The organism is Myroides sp. LJL119 (assembly GCF_054871605.1).
Map to the genome: position 1 here is coordinate 108,699 of NZ_JBTXLO010000002.1, position 17,331 is coordinate 126,029.

Genomic DNA, 17,331 nt, shown 5'->3' on the forward strand with positions numbered 1-17,331 from the left:
TAAATTAGTGAAATTTTACAAGCTTAAAAAGGCTTGCAGTATATTACTACAAGCCTTTTTGTAAAACTTAGGTATTTTTTTATTATATTCGGTCTAGTATAAACTTCATTCTATTTTGTACTGTATCTCTAGGGACTTCAATTAAGTCGTAGCCATACTGCTTATAGGTTGAAACTAAATGTTGGTGTATTTCTTTTGCTTGTTCAAAGTTTTCATATCTTTGTTCATCGCTCTGGTAAATACCCTCCCATGGTGGAAGTAAAAAGATTTGGTGATAGGTATGTTTTTTACAAGCTATATCGAAACTATCAGGGTAGGAATCACCTTTGTAGTGCATGTAGGCTAAAACATCCGGAATTCCACGATCAATAAATACTACTTCGGCCTGTTGTTCTGTAGCATCTTGATGTTGTTTAATTCTTCCCTCTAGTAGTAATCTGCTAAATAGCAAAGGCTCGGTTAGAAATAAGTTATCAATACCTTGCTCTTGTGCTTGTTTGGTAACTGCCCGAGATATTTCTGGAAAGCAAATATAGCCATGTTGGGTAAGCTCGTCGATTAACGTAGTTTTCCCCGAACCTGGACCTCCTATTATTAAGATGATTTTTTTATTCATTTTTGCTGTAAATATCAAAGGTGCAAAAGTACAAAATATACTTACTTAGAAAAGAGTTTTAACGACATCTTTTGAAAATACTAATATTAAAATTGATTATATTTGCGTAATAAATACAATATGGACGAAAAAACAAAAGAGTTCTATAAGCGTTTAAAAGAACAGCTTGAGAAAGAAATGACTTGGCCAGGACCTTATTTATTTAAATTCATCGTTCCTGGTGATAATCCAGAAAACTTAGAACACATCCGAAAGGTTTTTGCTGGGACCAATGCTGAGATACAAACACGTAATTCAAGCAATGGGAAATTTATAAGTGTATCCATTCGTGTAACAATGGATAACGCGCAACAAATTATTGATAAATATGTTGCTGTATCTACCATAGAGGGTATTATTTCTTTATAGTAAAAGACTTACCTATATTTAGTGTTTAAGTATAGGTAAGTGTTTTATTTTACCTTGGTTAATTATCGTACATTCGAAACTCCACTATCCATGAAATTAAAGTCAACACAGGCTATTGAGCAATTACAATACAATACATTACGCGAGCAACTTGTCATACCAGAGTATGGTAGACATATTCAAAGTTTGATTAATCAAATTTGTGAAATTCCAGATCGCCAACAAAGAAATAAAGCAGCCCAATATGCTATTGATGTAATGGGGAGTATGAATCCGCATTTACGTGATGTACCTGACTTTCAACATAAGTTATGGGATCAATTGTTTATAATTTCAAAGTTTAAATTAGATGTAGATAGTCCGTTTCCAATTGCTACTAAAGAAACCACTACAAATAAGCCAGAGCCTTTGCCATATCCACAAAATCACCCTAAATATCGTTTTTATGGTAATAATATTACCTATATGATAAAAGAGGCTTTAAAGTTTGAGGAAGGGGAGATGAAGGATGCTTTGATTATGGTTATTGCCAATCATATGAAAAAGAGTTTTCTTAGCTGGAATAAAGATACGGTAACCGATGAGGTTATTTTTGAGCATTTATTTGAACTTTCAAAAGGAAAAATCAACCTTTCCAAGAAAGAGGAGGAGCTCTCAAGTACTAATAACTTAATGCAGGTGAATAAAAAGCAGTCCAACAAGACTAGCTTTAATTCAAATAACCAAAGAAATAATAGCAATAATAACAATAATAGTAACAAAAAGAATTATAAAAGCAATAATCATTCGTTTAAAGGAAAGAAGTAATGAGTACATTTAAGATTGAGGGAGGATTCCAATTAAAGGGTGAAATTCATGCTCAAGGGGCTAAAAATGAAGCGCTTCAAATACTATGCGCCGTTTTATTAACACCAGAGAAAGTTGTTGTTTCTAATATTCCAGATATTATTGATGTAAATAAATTAATTGGTATTTTAGAAAAATTAGGGGTTAAAATTCAAAAGTTAGCTCCAAATAAAATGTCTTTTCAGGCAGATAAATTAGATTTAGATTTTCTAACATCTCAAGAGTTTAAGGAAGCTGGACGAAGTATTCGCGGATCTATAATGATGGTGGGACCACTTTTGGCTCGATTTGGTAAAGGTTATATACCAAAACCTGGAGGAGATAAAATTGGTAGAAGACGACTAGATACTCATTTTGAAGGTTTTATTAAACTTGGGGCAACCTTTGTTTACAATAAAGAAGAGTATTTCTATGGGGTAGAGGCAGATCAATTAGTTGGTTGTGACATGTTATTGGACGAGGCCTCTGTAACTGGTACGGCCAATATTTTAATGGCCAGTGTGCTTGCCAAAGGAACCACTACCATATACAATGCAGCATGTGAACCTTACATTCAACAGCTTTGTCGCATGTTAATTAGTATGGGAGCTAACATCCAAGGTGTAGGATCAAACCTATTGCGCGTACAAGGCGTGGATAGTTTAAAAGGTTGTGAGCACAAGATGTTACCTGATATGATTGAGATTGGTTCATGGATTGGCTTGGCGGCTATGACAAAGAGCCAGATAACTATAAAAAATGTAGGCTGGGAACACCTAGGTGTTATACCAAGTGTGTTTGCACGTTTAGGTATTACATTACAAAGACAAGGAGATGATATCTTTATACCAGCCCATGAAAACGGCTATGAAATTCAAAGTTTTATAGATGGTTCTATATTAACAATTTCCGATGCACCTTGGCCAGGGTTAACACCTGATTTATTGAGTGTTATTTTAGTGGTAGCTACCCAGGCTCGCGGAGAGGTTTTAATCCATCAAAAAATGTTTGAGAGTAGACTATTTTTTGTAGATAAGCTTATTGATATGGGGGCTAAGATTATTTTATGTGACCCTCACAGAGCCGTTGTAATTGGTCATGATTTTAAGAGTCAATTAAAAGCCACCAATATGAGCTCACCTGATATAAGAGCAGGGGTATCTTTATTAATTGCAGCCTTGTCAGCAAAAGGGACAAGTATTATTCAAAACATTGATCAAATTGATCGAGGTTATGAAAACATAGATCAGCGCCTTCGAGCTATAGGAGCTAAAATTCAAAGAATTTAATCTACTTTTAATATAAAACATATAAAAAACAGATCCAAAGTGGTCTGTTTTTTTATTTTTGAATCATATCTAATACTTTAATTCCAAGTATAATTCCCCATTTTTTTGGAGAATCAGGTGATATAGAGGTGAAATAATCTAATCGAAAAGGACGAAATTTTTTAAAACCAATATTGTTTAAACCAACTGAGAACTCTTGATAAACATCTTTTTCGGGAACCTCAAGCATATGGAAGCCCACCACAAAGGAATATCCTGTTTTGTTTAATAAAGGTATTTTATTAATTAAATACCCCCTAAAGTCATGTTCTATATGAAGTTCTATAAAATCTCTATTGGTGCTATAACTATAATACGGTAACAAGTTGAATTGTTTGTTGTAAACTGGGGTACTTCCCACAAAGGTTTGGTTTCCATTAAAGTGCTTGTAGTCGGTAAAGGCGATTGGATTTTTTTCTAAAAACCAACCTGCGCTCAGACCTACAAATAGATCACCATATATGCCAATATTGTTATTAAAGGTTGTGCTTAAACTTACAAAAGTGTAATTGTAATTTGAGGTTGTTGAGTTCAAGGCTTTTTCCAACAATAGGGAAACAACGGGATAACGTGAAACCGGTAAATATTGTTTTTGCTGAGGATAACTAATAATCTTTTGATCAAAAACTAAATCGAGTTTCATGTTTAATTTAAACGACTTGTTGTTTATAAAAGCATCGTTTTGGTAGTCTTTCGGATCTAATGGATTATTGGATGAGAAACGCAAATTTGGTGCAAATGGTGGAGTCTCAATATGATTTTTTAAATTTCTTCTACTGGCATATTCCAAAAAACCTTGAAATTTGAATCTAGTAAAAACATATTGTTGGTATTCTAAACGTATAAAATCATTTTGATAAAACTTGGCGTAGTTTTTTCCAAACCAGGCGCTGGCAAACGAGTTAATAGGTGTTTTAATAGGTGCATCTTGATTGAATTGTAAAATGGCAGCTCCTCCCGAGAGGGTTATTTTATTGTAATTGATACGATTAAATAAATGCGATGCATAACCTGAAAACCTGGTTTTATTCTCTGATACTCCAAAGTTTAAGATTGCACCAAGGTCTGTTTGTCGTTGGTCTTGGTAAACTTTGCTGAAATCCAATCCAGTGGTTACATTAAATCCTTGTACGGCATTAAAGGCAAAGGTAGAGAGTAAACCGCGATAGGTATAGCTGGTTTGCTTGCTAGAGTTAATGTATTTGTAGCCTTTTATGAATTTAAACAAAGTAACATTGTTAACTCTTTTATCTATGGAATCTAAAACTTTTACAGTTTTGGCATTATCCACAGAAAGAATATCATTTAATTTAATGCTTTCGTTATCTCTTAATGTCACTGGTCTTATACTATCCCAATAACTTGGATTGTAATTATTAAAATTAGGCTTGTAGCTAATTAATTCATTGGAAAAATCACTCTTATTTAGAGTTTTATCTCTTTGATGTTCACTGTAAAATGAGTTGTATTGACCCGTGAAATCAAAAACAATAAATTTTCCCTTGATATATAGGTTTTGTTGCTTTTTAATATAGCGATCTAAAGTGGGACTGTAGGCAAAGTTCTGTACCACTACAAGTTGATTCACTGCTGGTAAACCCACATTGTTGCCTTTCATAGAAGCATAGAGATAGTTAAGTTGCCATAGGTCGCTACTAATGGTCATTTCACCGGTTAAAACAGGTTCTCTTTCTCTTTTTGGAAAAAAGCTTATATGGTATATATCATGTCCTAGAGTATCTTTTTGTATGGCGGTAATTTTAAAATTATAATAGTTCTGGGCATAATTGGCCAGGGGGGAAATAATTTTAAGTTGATTGGATACCCTTTTTTGATAAAAATCTAAATGAGAGTCAATACCAGTTTGAAAAAATAAGTCTTTATTTTGGCCAAATTCACGTTGAGCTTCAACTTGTTCTTTTACATAGTTACTATTTAAAACCGTTATTTTTGAAGATAATTCTCCCAAGTAGACATAAGGGCTGTTTAAGGCTAAATCTAAACTAGAGTCTAAATCTTTACGAGCCTGTCCAAGGAAGGTTTTTCTTTGCGAGGCGAGTTGAATATTTCCTTTGGAATAATAATCTAGCGTGTATCTTTTTGCATAACCATTTTTACGTACCAAATCTAATATAAATAAGGCGTAATCATCTTGTGGGTTTTTAAAACTAAAAAGACCTTTTTTGTAAGGAGATATGACAAATGATAAATCAATTTGTATTTGTTCTTTGGCATTATACTCACTTCTTTTGGTTAAATAATCAGGGCTTTGAACGGTAATGGTTCCCTTTAAAGGAGCTTGATTAAAGAAATAATAACCTAAGGAATCCGTTTGGGTTTGTAGGTTTGTATTTTTAATAAAAACTCTGGCTTTTACCACAGGTAAATTATCCTGGTTAGAAATATAACCAGAGACTTTAACTTGTTGTGCAAAACCATTACTTTGGAGTAACAATACAGCTAAAAGACAAAGAAAATAATTAAAATATTTACCCACGATTAATTATGGCAAAAAGGAGGAAATAGCCAAATCATAGCTTTTAAACCCAAATCCTACTATAACCCCAGTACAAACTGACGACAAATAAGAATGATGTCGAAAGGACTCTCTTGCAAAGGTATTGGAAATATGAACCTCAATCACCGGAGTGGTAATTGCACTAATTGCATCTGCCAATGCTATTGATGTGTGGGTGTATGCCCCGGCATTTAAAACTATAGCATCGTAACTAAATCCTACCTGATGAATTTTATCAATCATCTCTCCTTCAATATTACTTTGGTAATATTCCAGTTCTATTTCTGGATAATTGGCTTGTAATTGTTCGAAATAGGTTTCAAAATTAAGGGAGCCATAAATTTCTGGTTCTCTTTTACCCAATAAATTTAAATTAGGACCGTTGATAATGATAATTTTCATAATAAAATAGGTAGTTCTATAAAGCAAATATAAATATTATAAGTACAATCACAGGTTAAATATATTTTAATTGTTGCTAAAAAGCTGTGTTTTATTTGTCTTGTCAATCATCTGGGCCTTGTTATTGTATTTTTCACAACATCGTAGTTTTCGTATCTTTGAGAAAAAAACATGTCTAGTGGTTATTGGAAAACACATCTTAGTAGTTTTGCAACTTATTTGAAATTAGAAAGAGGATTGTCAAATAATTCAATCCAGAGTTATTTGTTAGATGTTCAAAAGTTTATTACCTATTTAAAAGGGTACCAACAAAGCTATGGCATCGAACAGATTAATGATCAAATGGTGCAGGAATTTATTTATCAAATAAGTAATTATGTTTCGGGTCCCACACAAAGTCGTATTATTTCGGGCTTGAAAAACTTTTTTAATTTCTTTGTATTAGAGGGCTATATACAACGTTCACCAGTTGAGCATATTACAAGTCCTAAACAAACAAGAAAGTTACCCGAGGTACTTTCCATGCAACAGATAGATTCTTTGATTTTGGCTATAGATCAAAGTAGTGATATTGGGTACCGAAACCGCGTTATTCTCGAGACTCTTTATAGTTGTGGACTACGTGTGAGTGAGTTGACTAATCTTCGTATTTCCGATTTGTTTTTTCAAGAAGGTTTTATACGGGTAATTGGTAAAGGGGATAAGCACAGATTTGTGCCAATAGACAAGGATACACAAGGATACATCCAAACTTATATTACTCAGATAAGGAGTCAGTTAAATGTTCAAAAAGGTAGCGGAGATATTGTTTTTCTAAACCGAAGAGGAGCTCAATTAACCCGGGCTATGATTTTTACCATTGTAAAGGACCTGGCAAATAACATTGGGTTAAATAAGGTGATTTCTCCCCATACCTTCAGACATTCTTTTGCTACACATTTACTTGATAATGGAGCCGATATTCGTATCATTCAGCTTTTGTTGGGGCATGAGAGTATAACCACTACTCAAATCTATACGCACATTTCAAGTGAGCGTTTGCAACAAGTTTTAACAGAGTTTCATCCCAGAAGTGCAAAAAACAAGAATAATGTAAACCAGGCTTAATAAAAAAACGCTTAAGAATATCTCTTAAGCGTTTTTTGTTTATAAAAATAAACAGTATTATTTAGCAATATTAATTGCTCTTGTTTCACGTATAACGGTGATTTTAACTTGTCCAGGGTAGGTCATTTCTGTTTGAATTTTTTGTGAAATATCAAATGAAAGTGTACCTGCCATCTCATCGCTTACCTTCTCACTCTCTACAATAACACGTAGTTCGCGTCCGGCTTGAATTGCGTAGGCATTTTTAACACCATTGAACTCGTTGGCTATGCCCTCTAGATCTTTTAATCTTTGAATGTAAGAATCTAAAACTTGTCTTCTTGCTCCTGGTCTTGCTCCTGATATAGCATCACAAACTTGAACAATTGGAGAGATTAAAGAAGTCATCTCTATCTCATCATGGTGAGCTCCAATGGCATTACAAACCTCCGGTTTTTCTCCGTATTTCTCTGCCCACTGCATACCTAGTATAGCGTGTGGAAGTTCACTTTCTGTCTCTGGAACCTTACCAATATCGTGTAATAGACCTGCGCGTTTGGCAAGTTTTACATTCAGTCCTAGTTCTGCTGCCATTAAACCACAAAGTTTAGCAACCTCTCTGGAGTGTTGAAGTAGGTTCTGACCATAAGAAGAGCGGTATTTCATTCTTCCTATTACTTTGATTAATTCCGGGTGTAGACCGTGAATACCTAAATCAATAACTGTACGTTTACCAATTTCGATGATTTCCTCTTCAATTTGCTTGGTAGTTTTAGCAACTACTTCTTCAATACGAGCTGGGTGAATACGTCCATCGGTAACTAATCGGTGTAAAGAAAGTCTTGCGATTTCTCTTCTAACTGGATCAAAACAAGAAAGAATGATAGCCTCTGGGGTGTCATCAACAATAATCTCTACTCCGGTAGCCGCTTCAATGGCTCTAATATTACGTCCCTCACGACCAATAATTCTACCTTTTACATCATCCGATTCAATGTTAAAAACAGATACGCAGTTCTCCACAGCTTCTTCTGTTCCTACTCTTTGAATAGTTTGGATAATTATTTTCTTTGCCTCTTGTTGAGCAGTTAATTTAGCCTCTTCAATGGAGTCTTGAATATAAGCCATGGCATCTGCTTTGGCCTCTGTTTTTAAACTCTCGATGATTTGACTTTTTGCCTCTTCTGCAGTTAAACCAGAAATTACCTCTAACTGTTCTACTGAACTGCGATGTAATTTGTCAATTTCTTCTTGTTTTTTATTTATTGCTTGAAGCTTATTGTTGTATTCTTTTACAACCTTTTCACCTTCCTCGGTTGCTTTTTTTGCTTTAGCTAATTCACTTGAGATTTGTGATTCTTTATCTCTTGTTCTTTTTTCAGCTTCAGCTATTTTTTTATCTCGGGATAATATTACTTGCTCATGTTCAGATTTTAATTCTATAAATTTTTCTTTAGCTTGTAATATTTTTTCCTTTTTAATGGCTTCTCCTTCCGTTTTTGCTTCTCGCAATATCGTCTTAGCCTCACCTTGAGTTCTTTGTAGTATAGAAGAAGCGTGATTTTTTTCTAAGTACTTTGCGATGGCAAAACCAATACCAGCACCTAGTACAACTCCTCCGACGATAAATAATATTTCCATAAATGTTTCAAAATTATATATAAAAAAAGCCCACATTAGATGAGTTGTATAAACTCTTAAATAGACAAGTTTTGAGCTAACTTGCTGTTCAAGGATCTGCCAAAGGCAGCATGCTTTAGTAGCAAAGATTCACTCATTTTAATTTGTTAGTGTTGAGTTTATCAAACGATTTCTAATGTGAGCAGTATCTTGTGTTAAGAACGTTTTTGTTTATTTTTTGGTCAAAATACGATCCAATACTTCATCTAATTTAATTAACCGATCTACCGATTTATTATACGATTCGGTGGTATCAATTGTTTTTTGCTCTGTTTGCGAGGCAAGTTGCAAGGCGCACATAGCCAAAACATCTTGTTTATCTCTCACAGCGTAATTTTGTTCAAATTGATGAATCATCATTTCAATCTTTTTAGAGGCAGTTCTAAGAGCTTCCTCTTGCGAGTAGCTTACAGTTAGAGGGTAGACTCTATCAGCGATTGATATTTTGATTTTTAATTGTTCATCTTTATGCATAAACTAATTATTTTGTGAGCTGAGCGATACAATGATCAATCTCTTTTATTAATGAATTTATTTTGAGTTTCGTATCTCTTTTTGTTTCTTCACTGCCCAATAAGGAATTAGCTAATTGTAGAGATTCATATCTTTGGTACATTTCATCTAACTTCTGCTCATTGCGATGAATCTGTGAATTAGCAAGATCAAGCGTTTGTTTTAATTGTCTGTTTTCAGACTCAAGAACGTTTAATCGTTGTACAAGTTTCGCAAACTTAACTTCTAAAGAACTTATAATATCCGTTAGCTCACTCATTATACTTTTTGTTTATCCTATACTACAAAGTTACAATTACTATTTAAATTTAAAAAAGTTTTAGCATAAAAAAAAGTCTTTTTCTAAAAAAAGTATTCTACTTGTTGGCTATGTGGTTCATTTTTAGCGTAAGATTAAAAAATTTGGCATGTATTGTGTATTTTAGCCCAAAACTATATGTAGATGAGAAGAAAAAAGAATTGGAGTTTAGTTGCTCTAGGGGTTTTATCTGGATTTTTTGTTTATGGTCAAGATAAACTTGTCAAACCTATGGATATAGATTTGCATGCTTCGGGAAATTTTGGTGAATTAAGGGGGACTCATTTCCACGCTGGATTGGATTTAAAAACCCAGCAGCGTACTGGTATACCAGTGAAAGCCACCCAAGATGGATATGTATCTAGAATAAAGGTTTCCACCTGGGGTTATGGCAAAGTAATTTACATTGCACATACAGACGGAACCACTTCGGTTTATGCCCACTTAGATCGTTTTCAAGGCGATATAGCCCAATATGTATTAAAGAATCATTATAGTAAAAAAGCATTCGAAATAGAGATGTTTCCTGGTAAAGGAGAATTAGTGGTAAAAAAAGGGCAGGTTATTGCTCTAAGCGGTAATACAGGCGGGTCAGGAGGACCACACTTGCATTATGAACTACGAGATTCCAATACCCAAGAGGTTTTAAATCCTTTTTCCATGGGATTAGACGCCCATTTAACAGACACCCAAGCTCCTACGGTTAATAGTCTGCGAGTTTATACTTTTAATACCCAAGGCGCTCTAGAATCCGGTGATTTAGCACAAGATTTAGTCTATAGAAAATCCGACCAAGGATATATTATTAGCGATACGGTAAGGGCCAAAGGGAAGATTGCCTTTGGTATTGATGCCCATGACACGGCGAATTTTAATACTAATAAAAACGGGGTATATCACTTAAAGGCTTTTAATGATGGTAAATTGGTGTTTTCTTATAAGTTTGATCGCTTCTCTTTTTCTCAAAGTAATTTAGTGTCGGGATTGTTGGATTATCCATTATATGTGAATACTTCTAAAAAGGTACAGAAGCTTTTTTATGGCAAACCTTATAATTTATCTGTTATAACAACTGATAATTCAAAAGGTGTGGTGGATGTTAAACCAGGGGATAATTTTGAGTATATTATTGAGTTAATTGATTACCATGGTAATGTACAAAAGGTTTGTATTCCAGTTGTTTACAATGAAAATTTGCAGATAACCAACAAGGAGGTTTTGCAAAGTCCTTATCCAATTGTAACAAATAAGGCGTATAATTATCAAAAGGACTTTGTGAAGATTCAGATACCTTCAGAAACTTTCTATGAGGATTTCTATTTAGATTTAAAAACCAAAGATGGTGTGTTTAGCTTACATAATCCTGATGTTTATGCTAGGAAAAATATAATAGTGAGTTTTGATATCTCGGATTTGGATATTCAAAACCCTAGTAAGGCTTTTATAGGAAGAGTTGATAAAAAAGGGAACCGCAGTTTTTACAAGACTAGCAAAAAAGGTCAGACATGGCAAATTAACACCAAGAATTTAGGTGACTATAAAATTATGTGGGATACAACAAAACCAACTATATGGGCCGCAAGTTTTAAACCAGGAGATTGGTTGAGTAATGCTACCCAGATTTCCTTTAAGGTAAAAGATGATTTGTCTGGAATTCAGAGTATTAAAGCTACTTTAAATGGAAATTGGATTTTGATGGATTACGATTATAAAACCCAAAAAATTGTACATCATTTTAGTGATCAAAAAACCGTTTCTGGGAAAAATGAAATAGTTGTCACAGTGGAGGATCAAATGGGTAATACTCAGGAGTTTATTACTCATTTTTTCAGGAAATAGTATTGTAATATTAGTAATCAAACCTAGTGTGAAGTTTAGATAAAACTATTATCTTTGATCAAAAATAAGCTATGAGGAGTATATTTTTAATTTTGTCTTTGGTTAGTTTGGGTGTTTTTACAAGTTGTAATGAACAAGAAAAACCAAAGGTTATTTACAATCAAGAAGTTGATACTAATGCCAAAGAGCAATCAACTGGTTTGTCAAATCAAGAACAATCAGAGGATTTTCAAATTGCTGACTTACCTTTGGTTTTTGGTAAGAGTAAATACTTGGTACACCCTGTAGGCCAGGTAAGAGGATATAACGAGACAAAATCAAGTAAGAAAGCAAATTACTTGTCGTTTACTGTTTCCAGTTATGTGCCTTTTGAGCTTAGAGGGAATTTAAATAATCTTATGTTTCAACACATAGATTCTTTACAGATTCGACCATTAACCGATCAAAAAATAAATATTCAGTCGGTGACTTATTTAAAAGAGTTTGCGGATCTTTATAATAAAAATTATATCGTATACACCTTATTTGATCAAGACACCAATTTAGACGGAAAATTAGATGCCTCGGATGTAAAGAGTATTTATTTGAGTAAGGACTCAGGATTGGAGTTTTTAAAATTGAATCCCGATTATCAAGAGGTTTTAGATTGGTCTTTGGTTGCTCAAAACGCACGATTATATTTTCGCTGTATTGAGGATGTAAATAAAAATGGTGCTTTTGATAAAGATGATATTATTCACTACTATTATTTAGATTTATTGCACAAAGATTTTCAAGTGGTATCTTATGATCCACTTATGGTAGCACAACCTGTTATAGAAAGTGATGATTTAGATAATTAAAATGCATCATATGGCAAAAAAAATGGGCTGATTCACGTAAGATGAATCAGCCCGTTTTTTTATCTAGATTTTTATTATAAGTTGTAATTTATTAATTATCAGAGCTTGTTATTTGCTTGTCTAATTGCTTTCTTTCTTGAATAAATTCTGCTAATTGGATACCGTACTTTGACTTAGCAACTTTTTGATCTAGTGCATTGTAAATAGTATCTAAAAACTTGGTGTTAGCATCGTATAGGTCACTAAGAGCAATATAAGGGGCTACTTCTGAGTTTTTATGATTTAAAGCAAAGTTTACTGCATTTAAATATTTTCGAACAATTAGTCTTTCCGATACACGTACAAGACTATCTCTTTTGGAGATGTTATTGGATTTTTCAGCCTCGAAGATATCTACTATTAAATCATTTTGGCGCTCATTGATAGCTGTACGAGTTTTTAAGTAGTTCTCATAAACTTCTTGGGTATTTGAACCGGAAATTTTGGCATCAGCAAAGAACTTTTTTAAAGTCGTATTTAATTGAATTTCACCAGGTTCTAAGAAAATAGGTATTTGATTATCTGGAGAATTAGTATGACCGCGATCAAGAGCAAGGTAGAAAACCTCTGGTGAATCTAAATTGGTACGGAATAAAAAATCGGAATTTCCATCAACAATTAATGAGTCTACAGCCACAAGGGTTGTATCTTTAACCTGTACCAGGTAAAGTTTTCCTTGTTTAAAACCTTTTATAGTTCCCTTAAGGGTAACATTTGCGTTAGTGTCTTTTTTATCACAAGAAGTAAAAAAAATACCAGTGGTAAGTAAAAGAGTATAGAAAATCTTTCTCATAATGTTATTTAAATAAGCCTGTTCAAGGGATGATTGGGTTTATGTATTTTATTTGTTTGGTTATTACATTATTAGATTTTTAATTGGCATTAATTCTATGTTATAAGCCTTATTAAAATTCCTATTAATGGATTGCAAATATATATAATCAATATTAATTTATCTAAGCTAATTTTTACAATAATGGAATTGGTTATTTAAAGTATTTAAAAAGCACTTGTAACTTCAAGAGCAAGCATTTGTATTTTACAAAACAGGCGGTGTTCTACTAGATTAGCAATGTTTTTTTTGTGGATAATAAATAATACAACTTTGCATTGTTTTTCTTAGCTCCTGTTTTTATAATCCTAAAAAACATTCCTAGGTACTAATAAAGCAGTACTGTGTGTAAAAGAGGTATTGTAAAAAGAAAAAGACAAACGGCTGTGTTTTGGGATAATTCAACTGAAAATTTCAAGTAGTTAATTAAAATTCAGATACAAGGCGTTAAGGCATTTTTTATAAGTGTCAGTAAATTTTATAAATTTTAAAATACAGATTCTATTTCCCCTATAGTTATCTAGATTTTTAAACATATAAAACATTATAATTGGCTAGCAATACCACCTTATAGTAAAGATCTAATTGTAGTGCTGGTAATACATAATGTTTTATATGCTTGGGAGAATCGTGTTGTATAAACACACCCTGTGGGATAACTAAATAAAGTTATTTTGAAAATAAATCCATTCCAGGAATATTAGGCATACCATCTTTAGCCGCAGCAGCTAATTCTGCTTCATGGATGCTTGTTGCCTTTTGTATTGCTTTGTTTAAAACAAGAACCAAGTAATCCTCTAATTGCTCTTTGTCTTGCATTAACTGATCATCAATATCAAGGTTTCGTATTGTGCGATTAGCTGTCATAGTAACTTTTAATAAACCATCGGAGCTTTGTTGATCAACCAACACGGTGTCTAATCGTTTCTTTGTTTGTTCTATTTTCGCTTGGGTCTCTTGTAATTTACCCATCATGCCCATTAAATCTCCAAACATATTAAAAAGGTTTTATTGATTATAACAGCAAAAATATCAAAATCTTTTTAAGTTCAATACAAACCACGACAATACCTTGAAAAATTATCTTTCTTGGTTTATTGGAGGTGTTTTATTTTAAGGAAACCAGTAAAATGGGTGGAGTGTTTTTTAGGTTTTTAGAAAAATAAGGTTGTTTATTGAGCACTTCTGGTATGTATTGCGGAAATAGATAATTTTATTTAATGTTTTTTTTGTAATTTTATCTAGTATGCTTATTCCTAGTTTGTAAGTGCTTTTGATTTGTATTAAAACGGGTATTGGCTGATTTATGGATTTTAGGTAAGATTAACCTTTAAAAGATAATTACTATGAAAAAAGTGTTAGGATTTGCTGCAAGTACTTCCAGTAAAAGCATCAATAAGGCTTTGGTGGCCTATACCTTAAGTTTATTGGAGAATTGCCAGATAAAATTAATTGATTTAAATGATTTTCCCGTTCCTTTATTTTCCGAGGATCAAGAAAAGATTGCTTATCCCCAACAAGCTCTTGCTTTTTTGCAGGAAATTAAAGATTGTGATGCTATGGTGATATCCATGGCCGAGCATAATAGGAATTGGACTGCCGCATTTAAAAACTTATTTGACTGGTGTTCTCGTAAAGAGTTAAGGCTTTTACAGGATAAGGATATTTTGCTTTTAAGTACCTCTGGGGGAAAACGTGGGGGTGGCCGTTCTTTTGATATAGCCATGCAGGTATTTCCCGAGTTTGGGGGGCATATAAAACAAGGATATAGTTTAGCGGAGTTTTATCAAAATTTTGATCTAGAAAAAGGGATTATAAATCCGGTTATTCACAAAGATTTTATGTCCGTTGTAAAGGCTTTTGAAAAAGATATTGATTCACAAAAGTAGGTAATACTGCTTTTATTATGTACTACTATATTGTTAAGCTACTGCTTTAAAAATAGCTAGGGCTAAACAAAAAGCTTACTTTTGTATTTTAATTTACAAAAATGAATAAAGATATAGTGGCACCAGTGGCAAAGAAGCTACCGGTGGAATTAAAGGCTCACGGGGATATTCGAATTGATAACTATTTTTGGCTAAATCAAAGGCAAGATCCACAAGTAATCCAATATTTAGAGCAAGAAAATCAATACTACACAAGTAAAACTGCACATACAAAAGGTCTTCAAGATAGTTTATTTGAAGAAATGAAATCTCGAATTAATCAAAAGGATAGTTCGGTACCTTATTTTTATAATGGATATTATTATATCACGCGTTTTGAAACGGGAAAGGATTACCCAATTTATACCCGTAAAAAAGGAAGCTTAGATCAGGACGAAGAAATTCTTTTTGATTGTAACCAGCTAGCTAAAGGGCATAGTTATTTCCATTTAAGAGGTATTAATGTCTCGCAAGACAATCAGTGGGTAGCCTATGGAATTGATACGGTTTCTCGTCGCGAGTATACCTTGTATATAAAAAACTTAGTAACCAATCAGGTTTTGGATTATGGGATAGCTAACACCGATGGAAGTTCAACTTGGGCTGGAGATAATAAAACTTTATTTTATTCAAGAAAAGACCCAGATACCCTAAGAGTAGATCGTATTTTTAAGCATAAAATTGGCTGGGAAACCACCCAAGATGAACTAGTGTATTTTGAAAAAGATCAGACATTCGACACCTTTATAGGCAAAGAAAAATCACATTGCTATTTGGTTATTGGGAGTCAAAGTACCTTAACTAGTGAATACCAAATTCTAGAGGCCGATAATCCAGATGGTGAATTTAGAATTTTTCAAAAGCGTAAGCGCGGTTTAGAATACAGTATTTCTCATTACGCAGAACACTTTTATATATTGACAAATTATAACAAAGCTGATAATTTCCAATTAATGCGAACCCCTGTCCAGGCTACAAGTTTAGATAATTGGACAACTGTTATTGGGCATCGTAAAGATGTTTTGTTAGAATCCATCGATATATTTAAAGATTATTTGGTTATATCAGAGCGATTCGATGGCTTACCTCATATAAAAATACAGCCTTGGGATAATGCAAAAGCAAGTTATTACTTACCATTTGAGAGTCAAACCTACGATGCTTACACGGGAATGAATATTGACTTTGATACCCCAATTCTACGTTATTGTTATCAGTCTTTAGCAACACCGGCCTCGGTAATTGACTTTAATATGCAGACCCATGAAAAACAAATAAAAAAACAACAGGAGGTTTTAGGGGATTTCAACACAGATAATTATACCGAGCAAAGGTTATGGGCTACTGCTAAAGATGGGGTAAAGGTTCCTATTTCTATTGTTTATAGAAAGGGATTGCAACAAAACTCTAACAATGCTTGCTTGCTGTATGCTTATGGTTCTTATGGAATGTCTATGGAGCCTTATTTTTCTTCCACACGATTGAGCTTATTGGACAGAGGTTTTATCTACGCTATAGCCCATGTTAGAGGTGGTGAAGAAATGGGACGTTGGTGGTATGAGGATGGTAAGTTATTACATAAAAAGAATACTTTCAATGATTTTATAGCCTGTTCTGAGTATTTAATCCAGCAAGGATTTACCAATAAAGATAAATTATATGCTCAAGGAGGCTCTGCAGGGGGAATGCTAATGGGGGTAATTGCCAATCAAGCTGGTGATTTGTATAATGGGATCTTGGCTCAAGTTCCTTTTGTGGATGTAGTAACTACCATGTTGGATAGTTCAATACCTTTAACCACCGGAGAGTATGATGAATGGGGTAACCCAGAAAAGAAAAAATATTATGATTATATGCTTTCTTACTCTCCTTATGATAATGTTAAAGCCCAAGACTATCCCAATATGTATATATCCACTGGTTTTCATGATTCCCAGGTTCAATACTGGGAGCCAGCTAAATGGGTAGCTAAATTAAGGGAGCTTAAAACAAACGACAAGCAATTGTTTTTAGATACCAATATGCAGGCTGGTCACGGTGGTGCCTCTGGGAGATTTGAAGCTCTTAGAGAAATTGCGAAGGAATTTAGTTTTATGCTGGATTTAGAAGGAATTACAAAATAATTTTTTTTTGTAAATTTGCTAATAAAGAATCAGAGTTTTAAGAACTCTATTATA

General features: G+C 33.4%; 16 protein-coding genes and 1 other RNA gene. 8 read left to right on the top strand and 9 right to left on the bottom strand.

The genetic code is table 11. The features are described from left to right. Window positions 1–82: 82 nt before the first annotated feature. Window positions 83–616, bottom strand: coding sequence for an AAA family ATPase (locus ACYSNV_RS03455; RefSeq protein WP_461761167.1), 534 nt, complete (start codon window positions 614–616; stop codon window positions 83–85). A gap of 120 nt (window positions 617–736) precedes the next feature. On the opposite strand from ACYSNV_RS03455, the gene ACYSNV_RS03460 reads away from it, so the two are divergent. The 3 genes from ACYSNV_RS03460 (at window position 737) to murA (ending at window position 3,138) form a co-directional block, all read left to right on the top strand. Beyond that, window positions 737–1,024, top strand: coding sequence for a DUF493 family protein (locus tag ACYSNV_RS03460; RefSeq protein ID WP_461761168.1), 288 nt, complete (start codon window positions 737–739; stop codon window positions 1,022–1,024). A 90-nt stretch (window positions 1,025–1,114) separates the two neighbouring features. Then, window positions 1,115–1,831 carry a DUF4290 domain-containing protein gene (locus tag ACYSNV_RS03465; protein ID WP_461761169.1) on the top strand — a complete coding sequence of 239 codons (717 nt, stop codon included), beginning with the start codon at window positions 1,115–1,117 and terminating at the stop codon, window positions 1,829–1,831. Then, entirely contained in the window at window positions 1,831–3,138 is a 1,308-nt protein-coding gene (gene murA / locus ACYSNV_RS03470) for a UDP-N-acetylglucosamine 1-carboxyvinyltransferase (RefSeq protein WP_461761170.1), read from the top strand. The genes ACYSNV_RS03465 and murA overlap by 1 nt, the downstream gene beginning before the upstream one ends. A 52-nt stretch (window positions 3,139–3,190) precedes the next feature. Here murA and ACYSNV_RS03475 read toward each other — a convergent pair whose 3' ends face one another. Both ACYSNV_RS03475 and aroQ read right to left on the bottom strand, forming a co-directional pair. After that, the gene (locus ACYSNV_RS03475) at window positions 3,191–5,674 is read right to left on the bottom strand and encodes a DUF5686 family protein (RefSeq protein ID WP_461761171.1); all 2,484 of its coding nucleotides are present in this window, start codon (window positions 5,672–5,674) and stop codon (window positions 3,191–3,193) included. Between the two features lie 6 nt (window positions 5,675–5,680). Further along, window positions 5,681–6,097 (bottom strand): type II 3-dehydroquinate dehydratase, encoded by a 417-nt coding sequence (gene aroQ, locus ACYSNV_RS03480; RefSeq protein WP_461761172.1) that lies wholly within the window; start codon window positions 6,095–6,097, stop codon window positions 5,681–5,683. 171 nt (window positions 6,098–6,268) lie between these two features. Here aroQ and xerD point away from each other — a divergent pair, with 171 nt between their 5' ends. Further along, window positions 6,269–7,204, top strand: a complete 936-nt coding sequence (xerD, locus tag ACYSNV_RS03485; protein WP_461761173.1) for a site-specific tyrosine recombinase XerD — start codon at window positions 6,269–6,271, stop codon at window positions 7,202–7,204. 57 nt (window positions 7,205–7,261) lie between these two features. Here xerD and rny read toward each other — a convergent pair whose 3' ends face one another. From rny to ACYSNV_RS03505, 4 genes are all read right to left on the bottom strand, one after another. Next, window positions 7,262–8,824 carry a ribonuclease Y gene (gene rny, locus ACYSNV_RS03490; RefSeq protein ID WP_461761174.1) on the bottom strand — a complete coding sequence of 521 codons (1,563 nt, stop codon included), beginning with the start codon at window positions 8,822–8,824 and terminating at the stop codon, window positions 7,262–7,264. A gap of 50 nt (window positions 8,825–8,874) precedes the next feature. Next, window positions 8,875–8,982, bottom strand: a non-coding RNA gene (ssrS, locus tag ACYSNV_RS03495) — 6S RNA. A 52-nt stretch (window positions 8,983–9,034) separates the two neighbouring features. After that, window positions 9,035–9,337, bottom strand: coding sequence for a cell division protein ZapA (locus tag ACYSNV_RS03500; RefSeq protein WP_461761175.1), 303 nt, complete (start codon window positions 9,335–9,337; stop codon window positions 9,035–9,037). A gap of 7 nt (window positions 9,338–9,344) precedes the next feature. After that, the gene (locus ACYSNV_RS03505) at window positions 9,345–9,635 is read right to left on the bottom strand and encodes a hypothetical protein (protein WP_461761176.1); all 291 of its coding nucleotides are present in this window, start codon (window positions 9,633–9,635) and stop codon (window positions 9,345–9,347) included. 183 nt (window positions 9,636–9,818) lie between these two features. On the opposite strand from ACYSNV_RS03505, the gene ACYSNV_RS03510 reads away from it, so the two are divergent. Continuing rightward, a complete protein-coding gene (locus tag ACYSNV_RS03510; RefSeq protein WP_461761177.1) occupies window positions 9,819–11,513 on the top strand; it encodes a M23 family metallopeptidase in 1,695 nt (564 codons plus the stop codon). A gap of 71 nt (window positions 11,514–11,584) precedes the next feature. After that, a complete protein-coding gene (locus ACYSNV_RS03515; protein ID WP_461761178.1) occupies window positions 11,585–12,355 on the top strand; it encodes a hypothetical protein in 771 nt (256 codons plus the stop codon). A gap of 91 nt (window positions 12,356–12,446) precedes the next feature. Here the strand turns inward: ACYSNV_RS03515 and ACYSNV_RS03520 are convergent, their stop codons facing one another. Together ACYSNV_RS03520 and ACYSNV_RS03525 are read right to left on the bottom strand one after the other, a co-directional pair. Continuing rightward, complete coding sequence (locus ACYSNV_RS03520; protein WP_461761179.1) at window positions 12,447–13,187, bottom strand: DUF4369 domain-containing protein; 741 nt, start codon at window positions 13,185–13,187, stop codon at window positions 12,447–12,449. 708 nt (window positions 13,188–13,895) lie between these two features. Then, window positions 13,896–14,222, bottom strand: coding sequence for a YbaB/EbfC family nucleoid-associated protein (locus ACYSNV_RS03525; protein WP_461761180.1), 327 nt, complete (start codon window positions 14,220–14,222; stop codon window positions 13,896–13,898). A gap of 350 nt (window positions 14,223–14,572) precedes the next feature. Here ACYSNV_RS03525 and ACYSNV_RS03530 point away from each other — a divergent pair, with 350 nt between their 5' ends. Together ACYSNV_RS03530 and ACYSNV_RS03535 are read left to right on the top strand one after the other, a co-directional pair. Further along, window positions 14,573–15,115, top strand: coding sequence for an NADPH-dependent FMN reductase (locus tag ACYSNV_RS03530; protein ID WP_461761181.1), 543 nt, complete (start codon window positions 14,573–14,575; stop codon window positions 15,113–15,115). 101 nt (window positions 15,116–15,216) lie between these two features. Next, entirely contained in the window at window positions 15,217–17,277 is a 2,061-nt protein-coding gene (locus ACYSNV_RS03535; RefSeq protein ID WP_461761182.1) for a S9 family peptidase, read from the top strand. Window positions 17,278–17,331: the final 54 nt, after the last annotated feature.

Excerpts from the sequence above, each read along its gene's own strand:
- ACYSNV_RS03460 (WP_461761168.1), top strand. The coding sequence starts at position 737 with ATGGACGAAAAAACAAAAGAGTTCTATAAGCGTTTAAAAGAACAGCTT.
- ACYSNV_RS03515 (WP_461761178.1), top strand. The coding sequence starts at position 11,585 with ATGAGGAGTATATTTTTAATTTTGTCTTTGGTTAGTTTGGGTGTTTTT.
- ACYSNV_RS03535 (WP_461761182.1), top strand. The coding sequence starts at position 15,217 with ATGAATAAAGATATAGTGGCACCAGTGGCAAAGAAGCTACCGGTGGAA.
- ACYSNV_RS03520 (WP_461761179.1), bottom strand. The coding sequence starts at position 13,187 with ATGAGAAAGATTTTCTATACTCTTTTACTTACCACTGGTATTTTTTTT.
- ACYSNV_RS03455 (WP_461761167.1), bottom strand. The coding sequence starts at position 616 with ATGAATAAAAAAATCATCTTAATAATAGGAGGTCCAGGTTCGGGGAAA.
- ACYSNV_RS03510 (WP_461761177.1), top strand. The coding sequence starts at position 9,819 with ATGAGAAGAAAAAAGAATTGGAGTTTAGTTGCTCTAGGGGTTTTATCT.
- ACYSNV_RS03500 (WP_461761175.1), bottom strand. The coding sequence starts at position 9,337 with ATGCATAAAGATGAACAATTAAAAATCAAAATATCAATCGCTGATAGA.
- ACYSNV_RS03465 (WP_461761169.1), top strand. The coding sequence starts at position 1,115 with ATGAAATTAAAGTCAACACAGGCTATTGAGCAATTACAATACAATACA.
- ACYSNV_RS03505 (WP_461761176.1), bottom strand. The coding sequence starts at position 9,635 with ATGAGTGAGCTAACGGATATTATAAGTTCTTTAGAAGTTAAGTTTGCG.
- ACYSNV_RS03525 (WP_461761180.1), bottom strand. The coding sequence starts at position 14,222 with ATGTTTGGAGATTTAATGGGCATGATGGGTAAATTACAAGAGACCCAA.
- ACYSNV_RS03530 (WP_461761181.1), top strand. The coding sequence starts at position 14,573 with ATGAAAAAAGTGTTAGGATTTGCTGCAAGTACTTCCAGTAAAAGCATC.
- aroQ (WP_461761172.1), bottom strand. The coding sequence starts at position 6,097 with ATGAAAATTATCATTATCAACGGTCCTAATTTAAATTTATTGGGTAAA.
- murA (WP_461761170.1), top strand. The coding sequence starts at position 1,831 with ATGAGTACATTTAAGATTGAGGGAGGATTCCAATTAAAGGGTGAAATT.
- xerD (WP_461761173.1), top strand. The coding sequence starts at position 6,269 with ATGTCTAGTGGTTATTGGAAAACACATCTTAGTAGTTTTGCAACTTAT.
- rny (WP_461761174.1), bottom strand. The coding sequence starts at position 8,824 with ATGGAAATATTATTTATCGTCGGAGGAGTTGTACTAGGTGCTGGTATT.